Here is a 13859-nt window from a genome sequence, read left to right on the forward strand (position 1 = left end):
ACAAACTCTTTCCTTTTGTTCATTTTAAAAAAATTTTTTCTTTCTTCTCTTTCAACCCCCCCCTCTCTCCCACCCGATAACACGTTGCCGTCCGTCACCTGGAAACTCGCGAGGGTGAGTCGGACACTCACAGATGCCGCAGTTCCTGCTTCAGCGTCGCCACACAGCGGCGGCTGACCTCCAGCGGCTGCTTGCCATGCCGGAGCACCGCCTGCACCTGCCCGCCCACGCCACGACGCAGTTCCACCAGTTCGTGCCGCGCCACCAGACAGTTGCGGTGGATGCGCACGAAGCGGCTGGCGAATTCCTCCTCCAGCGACTTCAGCGACTCCTCGATCAGGTCCTCACCACGCGCGTGGTGCACCACCACGTACTTTTCCTCGGCCTGCAGGTAATGGATGTCATCCAGTGGAATCAGCCGCAGGCTGCCCCGCAGCCGGGCGCACAGCATGCTGCGTGCCTGTTGCCCCGCGTCGTGCTGTGGCTGCCCCCCGCGCCCGGCCAGAAAGGTCCGTGCGCGCGCGATGGCCGCTGCCAGCCGCTCGGCACGCACCGGCTTCATCAGGTAGTCGATGGCCGCCGCTTCGAATGCCGACAAGGCATGCGCGTCGTAGGCCGTACAGAACACCACCGCCGGGCGTGGCTCGAAGCTGGCCAGGTGACGGGCCGCTTCCAGCCCATCCAGTCCGGGCATCGCAATGTCCAGCAGCACCAGGTCCGGCTGCAGTTCCGCGCAGGCGTGCAGGGCCTGCTCGCCGTTACCGGCCTCGGCCACCACGTCCACCCCCTCCTGCGCGGCCAGCAGGCTGCGCAGGCGCTCGCGCGCCAGCGGTTCGTCATCGGCGATGACTACCCTCACGATCGTTCCCTCACTGGATCGGCACCGTCACCTGGCAGGCATAGTAGCCCTCGCTCCAGCCGGCCGTCATCCGTGCGGCACTGCCGAAGCGCCACGCCAGGCGATGACCGATGCTGTGCTGGGCATGCCCGGCGCCGCGGGCCAGGGCCAGCCCCGGCATCTGTGGATCGGGAGCGGGATTGCGTACGCGGATGTGCAGCTCGTTGCCTTCGCGCGCCACGTGCAGCTCGACGGTGCCACCTTCCGGCAACCGCGAAATGCCATGCAGCACCGCGTTTTCCACCAGTGGCTGCAACACCAGCCGCGGCAGCGGCTGCTCCCACGGCAGCGGCTCGTCACGCTGCCAATGCACCTGCAGGCGCTCTCCCAGGCGCAGCGACTCGATCGACAGGTAACGCTCGGCCAGCTCGCATTCGGCCTGCAGGGTGGAGTCTCCATCGCCCGCCCCCAGCGCCGCGCGGAACAGATCGGACAGGTCCAGCACGGCGCGTTCGGCCACCGCCGGATCACGATGCAGCAGGCTGGCGATCAGATTCATGCTGTTGAACAGGAAATGCGGACGGATCCGGGCCTGCAGTGCATCGGCCTGTGCACGTGCGTTGGCCTGCACCTGCGCGGCCCAGCGGTCGCTCACGTAGAAGTAGCGCAGGGCCAGCGCGCTGATCAGTGCGCTGGTGGCCGCACTGCCAAGGGTGAAGCGCCAGAAGCTGATGCCACGGGCGAAGCTGTCGCCCAGCACGGCATACAGCGCGTGGATGATGCCCGCGCAGACCACGGCGATCAGCGCCGCCAGTGCGATCGCCGCAGCGGCGCCCAGCAGCGGTGGCAGCCTCGACAGCGCCTGCCGCAGCATGCACAGGCTGGCGGTCACCGCCAGCGCCAGCCAGAGTGCGAAACCGCTGGCCGAAAGCAGCTCGCCCACCGTCCAGTGACGGCTGCCATCGGGCGCCAGGGCCAGCAGCACCACCACCAGCTCGGCCAGGCCGAGCATCGCCGCCAGCCGCCGCAGGCGGCACAGTTCCGGCATCCAGGGAGGCGTGCTGGCCGGTGACATGGGTCAGGCGACGCCCAGGCGTTCCTGCAGCCAGTCACCCAGGGCATCGATCTCCTCGGCACAGACCTGGTGCGCCATCGGGTAGCTGTGCCACTGCACCTGCAGGCCCAACGCGCGCAGCGCCTGCGCGCTGTGTGCGGCTACCGCCTGAGGAATGACCGGATCGCCGCTGCCGTGGGCCATGAACACCGGCACGTCCACTGCGGTAGCCACGCGCTCGGCGCTGTCCGCGTCGGGCAGGTAGGTGGACAGCGCGATCAGCCCGGCCAGCGGCGCCGTGCGCGACAGCGCGGCGGTAAGAATGATCGCGCCCCCCTGCGAGAAGCCGGCCAGGAAGATCTGCTCCGGCGTGATGCCCCGCTCGATCTCGCGGGCGATCAGGGCCTCTACCTGGGCCACCGATTCGCGCACGCCGGCCATGTCGGCGCGGGAACGGAAATCCATGCCGACGATGTCGTACCAGCCGCGCATCGGCACGCCGTTGTTGATCGTGATCGGCCGCACCGGGGCGTGCGGGAACACGAAGCGCAGCGCCGGCCAGTGCGGACGCACCAGCTCCGGAACGATCGGGGCGAAGTCATGGCCATCGGCGCCGAGGCCGTGCAGCCAGATCACCGACCACTGCGGCGAGGCGCCGGTTTCCTGTTCCACCGTTTGCAGCATGTTGCGGCTCCTTCAGATGCGAGCCGCATTATGCCGCCGGTGTGGGGCGATCAGTACAGCGGTGGCTGTTCGGCCGCTTCCCGGCGCAGCTGCGCGGCGCGTACCAGCACCGGCGGCGGAATGTTCTCCTCGGGGATGTCGAGCAGGCCCAGCCGGTGCAGGAACGCACCGGGACCGCGCGACGAGGTCAGTGCGACCACCGGGATGGCCAGCACCATGCCGATCACCACCGGCGCCATCCATGCCGCCAGCGACGGCGAGACCAGCCAGGCCAGCACGCCCATGAAGGCGCCGAACAGGCCCAGGCCGCCGTAACCGCGCACCAGCGCCATCCAGGAAATGCCACCGTCGTCGCGCTGCTGGGCGTCCCACCCCGAGTCGCGTCCGGACAGCACTTCGGCCACGCCGCGGGACTGCACATACATGACCACCGGCGCCATCAGTGCCGCCAGCACGGTCTCCACCAGCATCGACACGAAGGCACGGAACGCACCGCCGCAGCCACGACGATCCACCGGGTCCAGCAGCATCGCCAGGTAGCCCAGCACCTTGGGCATCAGCAGTACCGCCATGGTGGCGGCGAACAGGCGCACCACCTGCTGCTCGTCCTGCGCGCGCCAGTACACGCCGGGCGCCAGGTGCAGCACGGCATTGAAGTCGATGCCTTCCTGGAACAGCGGGATGGCGATGCCGATCAGCATCAGCATCGCCCACATGGGCGCAGTGAAGTAATGGCCGATGCCGATCAGCATGTGCATGCGGCTGATCCAGTGCAGGCCGCGGCTGCCGACCACCTTGCCGTGCTGCAGGTTGCCCTGGCACCAGCGGCGGTCGCGCACCAGCAGGTCGGTCAGGGTCGGCGGGCCTTCCTCATAGCTGCCCCCCAGGTACGGCACCATGTGCGCGGCCCAGCCGCCACGCCGCATCAGCGCGGCTTCGACGAAGTCGTGGCTGAGCACGTGGCCGCCGAACGGCTTGCGCCCAGGCAGCGATGGCAGGCCGGCATGGTCGGCGAAGGCACGGGTGCGGATGATGGCGTTGTGGCCCCAGTAGTTGCTTTCAGCGCCGTGCCACCAGGCCACGCCCCGGGCGATCACCGGCCCGTAGACGCGGCCACCGAACTGCTGCATGCGGGCGAACAGGGTGCGTCCGCCGATCACCGACGGCAGGGTCTGGATCAGGCCGACGTCAGCGTTGTGTTCCATGCCGGCCACCAGGCGCACGATGCTGTCGCCGGTCATCAGGCTGTCGGCGTCCAGGATCAGCATCTGCGGGTAGGCCCCGCCGAAACGGCGCACCCAGTCGGCGATGTTGCCCGCCTTGCGGCCGCTGTTGTCGCCACGACGGCGGTAGAACAGCCGCACGCGGCCGTCGGGCACCTGCTCGCGGAGCTCGGCGAAGACCTGCTCTTCGGCCCGTGCGATATCGTCACGGCGGGTGTCACTGAGCACGAAGAAGTCGAAACGCTCCAGCTGGCCGGTGGCCGCCACCGATTCGTAGATCGCACGCAGGCCGGCCAGCAGCCGGCGCGGATCCTCGTTGTAGGTCGGCATCAGCAGCGCCGTGCGGCTGTGCACGGTGGGCAGCGGCTTGTCCGGATCAATGCCCAGGCGATAGCCACGGTCGAACACGGCGGTGAGGAAGCCTGCCACCGCGCTGGCGAACGACAGCGCGATCCAGGCGAACAGGCCCACGAACAGCACCAGCAGGCAGGCTTCGAGCACGCTGATGCCGTTGACCGACAACACCCGCCACATCATCCGGGTGGCCGCTGCGGTCATCACCAGCGTGCCGCCCAGGATGTACAGCCGACGCAGGCCGATCAGGCGTGGCGAGGTGCGGTGCCGGCGCACCCTGAGCTGCCCTTCGCGCAGGGTCTGCTCGGGCATCGGCAAGGGCACTTCGGCAGGCAGCAGCGCCCAGCCGGCGTCAGGCCCGGGCGATTCCGCCTCCGCATGGATGGTCTGCACCCCCATCGGCGCCTACTCCGCGCAGTCGGCATGGCCGGCCGTCCCGGCCAGGCTGCATGCACGAAGGTTCCCGGCGCGCCTTCCCGGCGCCCGCACTTGTCCTGGCTGCGTCGGCCTGAGGCTGCGCAGTCGCTGTCTGTCACTACCGGAACCCACACGATCTCCAACGGGGCGGAATCGAAAATGCGGCCCAGTCTAGGCCGCTACATGTAAGCCGGGTGCGAAGGCCTACGCCGGGAATTCTCCCCATTCAGCAAACAGCAGGCGAGGCTGCCGACGGCCGGCCGGATCGACCGCAATTGGATCGAGCAAAACGGGCGGCGACACATCCCTCGGCGATCGCGCTGGCGGCGGGGCCAACGCGATCGATCGTACTTCAGCAGCGCGCGTTACTCGTCCTGCAGGACGACGCCGGCCGCGTCCTGCAGGGCAGCGGTGCGCGCACGGTCCATCGCCACCGCCAGTTGCTGGCGGGCGAGCAGTTGTTGGGCCTGCACCACTTCGGGTGTGGGCAGAAGCACCGGTCCCGGTGCGTTTTCCGGTGTAGCGGGTGTGGTCATGCAACCTCCGTGGACATCCCCGCTGCCGCGCGGGTCCAACCGGGCGGCAGCGGAACTGCGCACCCTATCCTAAAAACAAGGCGGATGGGTGACGTGCAAGCCGGTGAGGCCTGCGCCTGCAAAGGGCATGTGTCACGTTCCAGGCACGCAGCGCTGGATCCTGAATAGGCATTTCCGGTAGCATGAAAACGTTTTCTCACAGGGAAGTTCCTCCCATGAATACCGTCGACCTCACCCACTTCAGCCCCAAGTGGCAATTCCGCTTCAACTTCTACCGCCAGCACGGCGCGCCCAAGGAGCCCGGCTTCAAGCAGGCCTGGCGGGCCCTGTCCTTCGGCGACCGCCTGAAGATCAACCTGAACATCTTTGCCCTGTTCTTCGGCCCCATCTACCTGCTGATCCTGGGCATGTGGCGCAAGGCGCTGGTGGTGATCGGCATCGCCATCGCCCTGGCGGCCATCACGATGTTCCTGCCCGACATCGTCGGCCGCGCGGTGTTCATCGCCTTCAATGTCCTGGTCGCCTCCAGCACCAACTACAGCTATTACCTGGAGAAGGTGGAAGGCCGGATCCGCTGGAACCCGTTTGAAGGAATGTTCTGAGCCACTCAGACCTGCGCAAGGACGCGCGGCAAGGATGCAACCGACGCCCGGCCCCCGCCGGGCGTCTTCGTTTCCGGCGTCAGGCCGCGCGCAGCGTGGCCGTCGTGCCCGTGGCCGACTGCAGCCGGAAGCGGGACACCGCCACCGCAAGCTGCTCGGCCTGCTCTTCCATCGCGCGCGCGGCAGCACTGGCCTCTTCCACCAGCGCCGCATTCTGCTGGGTGGTTTCATCCATCTGCACCACGGTCTGGTTGACCTGCTCGATGCCGGCCGACTGCTCGCGCGAGGCGGCCGAGATCTCGGCCATGATCTCGTTGACCCGCCCGACCTGGCCGACGATCTCCTGCATGGTGTTGCCTGCGCGGTGCACCAGCTGCGCACCGCTGCCGACCTGGGCCACCGATGCGTCGATCAGTCCCTTGATTTCCTTCGCCGCTGCGGCCGAGCGCTGGGCCAGCGCACGCACTTCGCTGGCCACCACGGCGAAGCCGCGTCCCTGCTCGCCCGCACGCGCGGCCTCAACGGCGGCGTTAAGGGCCAGGATGTTGGTCTGGAAGGCGATGCCGTCGATCACCGAGATGATCTCGGCGATGCGCTGCGACGAGGTTTCGATCTGCTGCATGGTCTGTACCACCTGGCCGACCACCTTTCCGCCTTCGCTGGCCACGTCCGCCGCCGATGCGGCCAACGTGTTCGCCTGCAGGGCATGATCGGCATTCTGGCGCACGGTGGAGGTCAACTCCTCCATCGACGCTGCCGTTTCTTCCAGGTTGGCCGCCTGCAGTTCTGTGCGACGCGACAGATCGCTGTTGCCCGCGGCGATCTCGCCGGCCGCCAGGCGGATGCTCGCCGCTGACTGCTGGATCTGGCCGACGATATGGGTCAGCTGTTGCGCGGTGCTGTTGGCATCGTCGCGCATCACCGCGAACACACCATGGAAGTCGCCCTGCATGCGTGCACTGAGATCGCCGGCGGCGATGGCGCGCAGCAGCGTGGAAAGCGCCGCGAGGTTGTGGTCGCTGGCCTGCATCATCGCGTTCAGCGTGGTCACCATGCGGCGGAAATCGTGCTCGAACCGCTCACTGTCACCACGCACGGCAAAGTCGCCGGCGGCAGCAGCGGCGGCCAGCTGCTGGATCTGATCGTTGATCGCCGCAAGGTTGCTCTTGGTGGTGGCCATGGCGGCGGTGAACACCGCCTTCTCGCCCGGCAGCGGCTCCATGTCCACGCTCAGATCGCCCACCGCGTAGCGCTGCATCACGTCCACCAGGCGCTGGGTGACCGCATTGCTGGACGCCACCAGCTGATTGCTGTCGGCCACCATGCGACCGTACTCTCCCGGGAAGGCCGCCGCGTCCATCCGGTAACTGAGCTCGCCCGCATCATGGCGGCGTGCCATCTCCGCCTGCGCCGCCATCACAGCCTGCAGCTGTCCCCGCATGCCCTGCATCGCCTCGAGCAGGCGCCCGACCTCATCGTTGCCGCGCGCCGGCAGCGCGGTGTCCAGCTTGCCCGCCGCCACGTCACCTGCAACGCGTACCGCCTGCGCCAGCGGCCGGATCGCCAGGTGACGCAGCAGCAGGTAGACGCCGGCGCTCAATGTCAGCGCGGCCAGCACGCCGACCAGCAGCGTCAGCCACAGCAGCTGGCGAGCCTCGGCCACGATCACGGCATGCGGCACCACCACACCCAGCGCGAAGCGCTGCGGGGCATCGCCAACCCGCAGTGGCACGTACAGGCGCACATTGCCGGCGCCATCCGGCTCGAACGCTTCGACGGTCCTGTCGGCCGCGATTCCGGCCAGCATGTCGCGGGTGAAGGCATCGGTGCGCGGCTTGCCGATCTCGGCGGCGTCGGCCGAAGCCAGGACTACGCCCTTGGGCGAAAGCAGTTCAACGCGGCCTGCTCCCATCGGCGCAAGCGTCGCCAGATGCTTCTGCAGCGCCGCCAGCGAGAAATCGACGGTGAACACGCCGAGGAACGTGCCGTTCTCCACGATGGGCGTGCTCAGGGTGCTCATCAGCACCTGCTGGCCGGCGATCTCATAGGCATAGGGCTCGCTCACCTTGGGCAGCTTGTCGCGGCTCGGCCCCATGTACCAGTCACCGGACCCGCTGGCGGTGTCGGTGTAGTCGGTCATCACCGACTGCTGCGGCTTGCCGTCCTGCCAGGCCCAGTAGCTCATGTAGCGACCGGTGGCGTCATGTGCCTCGCTGTTGACGAACTCCGCGTCCTTGCCATCGAAGGCATCGGCCTCCCACATGGTGCTCTTGCCCAGCCACTCCGGGTGCGCGCGCAGCTGTTCGCCGAGCACGGCCGCCAGGCTGGCACGATCAGGCTGGTCGCCCCGCGCGCGCTGGGCCAGGACGGCCTCGACCATGGCATCGTTGCTGGCGAAGGCGGTGCCCAGATCGGCCGCAACCTGGCGCGCTTCGGCATGCGCCTCGCTGGCCATGGTCTGCCGCGACGCGTTGATCAGGCTGGCACTGGCCTGGCGGTAGATCAGAAAGGCGGTCAGGCCGAAGCACAACAGCGCGATGGCAGCGGTGCCCAGCATCAGCTTGTGGGCGATGCTGCCCGGACGACGGGCAGCGGCGGAGCGGGAAGACGGCATGGGAGGGTCCGCAAGGCAGGTCAGGACATCCGGCACCGCGTTGGCGCCGCGCTGGTGCGCGATCCCTCGCGCGGCGACCTGTCTGAGCCGGGCGATGCCCGGCACCGCAAGGGCGCACCGGGTTAGCGGCCGTTCCGCGGCGGGGTTGAGCCGTTGCCCTGCGTCAAGCTGAATGCACTCAGTTTGGGATGGCTCATACGTGCGGCGAACCTACTCGACCACCCGGTCCTTCAACCACTGCGTGCGTGGCAGCACTTCGATGCTGCCTGCCGCGTACTGCTGCAGTACATCGTCCGGACCGTAGCGCGGCTGCCAGCCCAGCACCGCAACCGCACGGCTGCCGTCGTACACGCGGTCGATGCTCAGCGGCAGTGGCCAGCCGCGGCGCTCGAACTCGGCCAGCAGCTGCGGTGCGCGCCGCGCCAGCACCCGGCGTGGCTGGGTGGCCAGTTCCAGGCAGTCCTCGCGCCGGAAGGGGGTCGGCGCGCAGGCGATGTAGCGCTGGAACGGTGCGCCCCCGTTGTGCAGCAGCGCGGCATGCGCGCTGGCCACATCGCGTGCATCCAGGCCCCGGTGCAGGCGGAACATCGCCATGCGCTCGGGAGGCTCGGGGAAGCAGCGGCCCATGCGCAGCACGCGCACGGCGAATGCCTCCGATGCCGCGGCTTCGGCCAGCGCCTCGGCCTGCAGCTTGGTGCGGTGGTAGATGGTCCTGGGCAGGGGTTCAGTGTCTTCGTCGATCCAGCGACAACCGCCTGCCACCACGGCATGGCCATACAGGGCGGTGGTGCTGGTCAACACGAAGCGTCCGACGCCGGCGTCACGCGCCAGCCGCAGCAGCTGCGCGGTCGCCTCCACGTTGATCTGCTGGAACACCGTGTCCGGCACCAGCCCGACATGCGGTGCATGCAGCGCAGCGGTGTGGATCACCGCATCCACGCCGCGCACGGCACGCTCCAGTGCCTTCGTGTTGGTGACATCGGCAATGATGCGTGTGGTGGCGAACGGGCTGCGATCCAGCCCGATGACTTCATGGGTGGCCGCCAACGCGCCGAAGATCGCGCGCCCGATCCGCCCGGAACTTCCGGTCAACAGAATCTTCATTGAGTCCATTCACTCAACAGCGCCCGGGAGCTACCGGGATGAACCGATTCTAGGCGTGGCCTGTGTCCAGGGCGATAGCGGCGCTGCGCAAGTGCAGCGTCAACGACAGGCAGGCAGAACGTGAAGACCACGCGCCATCTGCGGACGTACCGTTAGCCTGCCGTCCGCAAGCATGAGGCTCCGCCACGCCGAGAGAGATCCCCTATGGCCAGCAGCAACCGCGGGTTCGCGTCGATGGACCAGCGCATGCAGCGCGCGATCGCCGCCAAGGGTGGGCGCGCCGCCCATGCCTCCGGCAACGCCCATGAATTCAGTCCCGCCGAGGCGCGCATTGCCGGCCGCAAAGGAGGCGAAGCCATCAGCCGCGATCGCCAGCACATGGCCGCGATCGGTCGCGAAGGCGGGCATGCACGCCACGCCCGCGCACAGCAGCAGCGCCAACAGTCCGACCAAGGTCCACAGGGCCGCGACGAACCGGGTCAGCAGGACTGAGCGACGCACCTCAGCCGTGGCTGAGGAGGTTCAGCAGGCGCCCGAACGGGTCGCGGACGAAGAACCGACGCACGCCCCATGGCTCCTCGACGGGGCCATACACGACGTCGATGCCAGCGCTGCGGATCCGTTGCAGAACGTCATCCAGATCGTCCACCTCGATCGACAGGTCCGGTACCGGCGTTCCCGACCCACCCTCGCTGGCGAAGCTTAGCTGCGCAGGCGCAGTGTGCTGCCCGGCGTAGGTGACGATCCAGCCATGATCCATCACCACCGGCATGCCGAGGATGCCGCCGTAGAACGCGGCGGCGAGCGCCGGGTCGGGTGTGGCGATGTTGGCGACGATGCGTCTGACAGCCATGGCGTTCCTGTTCAATGAGGGGCGAAAACGAAACTCTGCGGCCAGCCAGCACGCCGTCAATCTTCAGGGGGGCGTGTACAGACTGATGCGGCAGGGTGCGAAAAGTGTGGCTTTCGTCACGAAACATTAACGCGTTAACAAAATTCCCGTCACATCGCTGGGGGTGAAACGCATCCAGGACAGTTAGCGGCTGGGTAGACCGTCAATCAAGGAAGTTTGCCTGATGAATCACCCGCTGCATGGCCGTTCGTCCCGCTCCCGTTCCCCCTTGCAACGCCCGCTGGCACTCGCGGTGGCCAGCTCCCTGCTACTGGCAGCCGCCCTGCCGGCGATGGCCTCCGATTCACTCGATGCCTGGCAACAGCAGCGCCAGCTGCAGGCGGCGTGGGCCCAGCCAGGCGGTGCACAGACGGACGCAACCGTCGGTGCTTCGGCGCAGGCCACGTCCACCCCGGTCCTGGGCAATGCGGGCGACGCCGCCAGTTGGCACAGCGACGAGTTCAATGCCGACTGGGGCCTGGCCGCGATGGGGGCCGACCATGCCTACGCCCGCGGCCTGACCGGCCAGGGTGTACGCCTGGCGCTTTTCGATTCCGGCTCGGCGCTGGCCCACCCGGAATTCGCCGGCCGCAACACCACCAGCATCACCATCGGCCCGGACTGCGCGACGGCGGGGATCGTCGCCGGCGAAGGGGCCTGCGCGCAGACCCGCGGCGAACAACCCGGCTACAACTATTACGGCCTCGGTGCCGGGGTGCCGGCGGCGCTCGCCGGTCGCCTGATCGCGGCCGGCCTGCCCTACGGTTTCAGCTACGCCGACCATGGCACCCACGTGCTGGGCACCATCGGCGCCAACCGCGACGGCACCGGCATGCATGGCGTGGCCTTCGGTGCCGACCTGACGGCAGCGCGCGTGTTCGGTGACACCTACTATGAGTGGCGCCTGGATCCGGATGGTTTCTATCGCCCCCGCGCGGTGTACCGCACCGACCCGGACGACGACGCCGTACTGGACATGTATGCGCAGATCCAGGCGCAGGGCGTGCGCGCCATCAACCACAGTTGGGGCATCTCGACCCGCAACATGAGTGCCGCGGCGCTCGACCGCCAGTACGCCGCGATTGGCGCGGATTACGACGTCTACGGCAGCATCTACGCAGGCAGCGACGCTGCCCCCGGGTCGACCCTGATCCAGGTGTGGTCGGCCGGCAACGGCAGCGGAGCCGTCGCGGGCATCACTGCGGCCCTGCCCCGCTGGAAGCCGGAGATCGAACCCTACTGGCTGGCCGTGGCCAACGTGCGCCAGCCGGTCGCCGACGATGGCGAAACCGACTATGTGCTCGACGACAGCTCAAGCATCTGCGGTGCCGCCGCCAACTGGTGCATCTCCGCCCCGGGCACCGACATCGCCAGCACCATCGTCTCCGGTGAGATCCAGGGACGCATCGAGGAAACCAGCGAGTACCTGCGGCTGATCATCGACAGCGAGAACACCGAGTACACCTACGGCCTGAAGACGGGCACCTCGATGGCGGCCCCGCACATCACCGGCGCTCTCGGGCTGCTGTTTGAGCGCTTCCCCTACCTGGACAACGCACAGGTCCGCGACGTGCTGCTGACCACCGCCCGCGATCTGGGCGATCCGGGCATCGATGAGATCTACGGCTGGGGCATGGTCGACCTGCGCAAGGCCATCGAAGGCTTCGGCTCGCTGCGCGTGGACACCGATGTGGTGATGAACCAGAAGGCCGGTGGCCTGAAGGTCTGGGAAGGCGAGGCCTGGGATGACTGGACCAACGACATCGGTGGCCCCGGCAAGCTGACCAAGTCCGGCATCGGCTGGCTGCGCCTGAGCGGCGACAACAGCTTCAACGGTGCGGTGGTGAACGATGGCGTCCTGGAATTGAATGGCGCCAACACGCTCACCTCGGCAGTGGAGGTGAAGGGCGGCCAGTTCCTGCTCAACGGCTCGCTGGTTTCCACCGCCCTGAACACCACCGGCGGCGTCAGCACGGTCAGCGCCGGCGGCGTGCTGGACCACAGCAACCTGGTGGTCGATGGCGGCGTGATCTCCTTCAACGGTACGCAGACCGGCGGTAATACCACCGTAGGCGCCAATGGCCTGCTGAAGGGTGTCGGCACCCTCGGCACCACCCGGGTCGACGGCATCATCGCGCCGGGCAATTCGATCGGCACGCTGACCGTCAACGGTGACTACGTGCAGGGCGCTACCGGTGTGTTCGCGTCTGAACTGGCGCCGGGAGGCCGCAGCGACCAGCTGCACGTCACCGGTACCGCCACGCTGGACGGCACGCTGGTCGCGCTGCCCGAACCGGGTGTGTACTACCTGGGAGAGCAGTTCAACATCCTGCGCGCCGACGGTGGCATCAACGGTCAGTTCGCCCGTACCGACTTCAGTGCATTCTCGCCGTTCCTGCAGTTCAGCCTGGCCTACAGCGCCAATGGTGCACGCATCGACGTGGCCCGGGGTGCGCTGCTGGCCACCGCGGCCACCACGCGCAACCAGCGCGCCGTCGCTGGCGTAGCCGACGGCCTGGCGATCAACCAGGGCCTGCCCCGGCCGCTGACCCAGCTGTTCCCCGCCCAGGTCGGTGCCGCGCTGGACGGCCTGAGCGGCGAGCTGCATGCCGCCACGCCGCTGGTGCTGGTCGAGAGCAGCCGCTACGTGCGTGATGCAGCCTTGTCGCGGCGTGCGGGCGATGCGTCGCCGGGCAGCACCGGCGACGCGACCGGTGCGTGGGTACAGGCGATCGGCGGCAACGGCAAGCTCGATGGCGATGTCGAAACCGCGCGCACGGATGCCAACAGCAACGGCCTGCTGGTCGGTATCGACCGCGAGTTCGATGGCTGGCAGGCCGGCGTACTGGCCGGCACCGGCCGTACCGACGTCAAGCAACGCGACCGCCGTGCCAAGTCGAAGATCGACAACACCCACTTCGGTGCCTACGCCAGCCACAGCTGGGGCGGCTTCGGTCTGCGCGGTGGCGTGGCCTGGAGCAAGCACGAGGCAGAGAGCACCCGCGAGCTGGCGTTCGCAGGATTCAGCGACACGCTCACCGGCCGTTATGACGCCCGTACCCGCCAGGCTTTCCTCGAAGCCGGCTATCGTTTCGGCTCTGCTGAAGGCGGCCTGGAGCCCTACCTGCAGGTTGCCCGCGTCGAAGTGGACCTGAAGCGCATCAACGAGCGGGGCGGCGCCGCCGCACTGCAGGGCAAAGTGGAAGACACCCGCACTACCGTGGCGACCGCCGGGCTGCGCTTCGACAAGGGTCTGAAGGCATCCTTCCAGCACGACAGCTGGCTGCACCTGCGTGGCGCGGTGGGTTATCGCCGGGCCTCCGGCGACCGCAGCCAGGTGGCCAACCTCGCCTTCGCCAACGGTGGCAGCGCGTTCGCCGTCAGCGGCGCGCCGATCGCCGACAGCGCTGTCGTGGCCGAGCTGGGGCTGTCCGCGTGGCTGACCCCGCGGCAGTCGCTGGAACTGGGCTACAGCGGCCAGTTCGGCAGCGAGAGCCGTGACCACGGCGCTACGGCGCGCTGGTCCGTGCGCTTCTGATCC

Annotated in this window: 11 protein-coding genes; 3 read left to right on the top strand and 8 right to left on the bottom strand. The window is 68.2% G+C overall.

Annotated features, from left to right (window positions below):
* Window positions 1-127 precede the first annotated feature (127 nt).
* The 5 genes from ABE543_RS03045 to ABE543_RS03065 form a co-directional block, all read right to left on the bottom strand.
* Window positions 128-859: a LytTR family DNA-binding domain-containing protein gene (locus ABE543_RS03045; RefSeq protein WP_053517196.1), complete on the bottom strand. Its 732-nt coding sequence runs from the start codon at window positions 857-859 to the stop codon at window positions 128-130.
* A 10-nt stretch (window positions 860-869) separates the two neighbouring features.
* Entirely contained in the window at window positions 870-1913 is a 1044-nt protein-coding gene (locus tag ABE543_RS03050) for a sensor histidine kinase (RefSeq protein WP_053517194.1), read from the bottom strand.
* 3 nt (window positions 1914-1916) lie between these two features.
* A complete protein-coding gene (locus ABE543_RS03055) occupies window positions 1917-2576 on the bottom strand; it encodes an alpha/beta hydrolase (protein WP_065174484.1) in 660 nt (219 codons plus the stop codon).
* Between the two features lie 50 nt (window positions 2577-2626).
* Complete coding sequence (gene mdoH, locus ABE543_RS03060; protein ID WP_053517189.1) at window positions 2627-4552, bottom strand: glucans biosynthesis glucosyltransferase MdoH; 1926 nt, start codon at window positions 4550-4552, stop codon at window positions 2627-2629.
* 383 nt (window positions 4553-4935) lie between these two features.
* Window positions 4936-5106, bottom strand: a complete 171-nt coding sequence (locus ABE543_RS03065; protein ID WP_164972337.1) for a hypothetical protein — start codon at window positions 5104-5106, stop codon at window positions 4936-4938.
* Between the two features lie 215 nt (window positions 5107-5321).
* Here ABE543_RS03065 and ABE543_RS03070 point away from each other — a divergent pair, with 215 nt between their 5' ends.
* Entirely contained in the window at window positions 5322-5708 is a 387-nt protein-coding gene (locus ABE543_RS03070) for a DUF2628 domain-containing protein (RefSeq protein ID WP_065174483.1), read from the top strand.
* Between the two features lie 79 nt (window positions 5709-5787).
* Here ABE543_RS03070 and ABE543_RS03075 read toward each other — a convergent pair whose 3' ends face one another.
* Window positions 5788-8322 carry a methyl-accepting chemotaxis protein gene (locus ABE543_RS03075; RefSeq protein ID WP_346475290.1) on the bottom strand — a complete coding sequence of 845 codons (2535 nt, stop codon included), beginning with the start codon at window positions 8320-8322 and terminating at the stop codon, window positions 5788-5790.
* Between the two features lie 210 nt (window positions 8323-8532).
* Window positions 8533-9426, bottom strand: a complete 894-nt coding sequence (locus ABE543_RS03080) for an NAD(P)-dependent oxidoreductase (RefSeq protein WP_053517184.1) — start codon at window positions 9424-9426, stop codon at window positions 8533-8535.
* 204 nt (window positions 9427-9630) lie between these two features.
* Here ABE543_RS03080 and ABE543_RS03085 point away from each other — a divergent pair, with 204 nt between their 5' ends.
* Window positions 9631-9918 (top strand): hypothetical protein, encoded by a 288-nt coding sequence (locus ABE543_RS03085; protein WP_053517182.1) that lies wholly within the window; start codon window positions 9631-9633, stop codon window positions 9916-9918.
* Between the two features lie 10 nt (window positions 9919-9928).
* On the opposite strand, the gene ABE543_RS03090 is transcribed toward ABE543_RS03085, so the two are convergent.
* Entirely contained in the window at window positions 9929-10279 is a 351-nt protein-coding gene (locus tag ABE543_RS03090; protein ID WP_346475291.1) for a VOC family protein, read from the bottom strand.
* Window positions 10280-10502: 223 nt separating this feature from the next.
* Here ABE543_RS03090 and ABE543_RS03095 point away from each other — a divergent pair, with 223 nt between their 5' ends.
* Window positions 10503-13856 (top strand): autotransporter domain-containing protein, encoded by a 3354-nt coding sequence (locus ABE543_RS03095; protein WP_346475292.1) that lies wholly within the window; start codon window positions 10503-10505, stop codon window positions 13854-13856.
* Window positions 13857-13859: the final 3 nt, after the last annotated feature.

It is taken from the genome of Stenotrophomonas sp. TWI169, from assembly GCF_039674705.1.
Taxonomy (GTDB): domain Bacteria; phylum Pseudomonadota; class Gammaproteobacteria; order Xanthomonadales; family Xanthomonadaceae; genus Stenotrophomonas; species Stenotrophomonas maltophilia_P.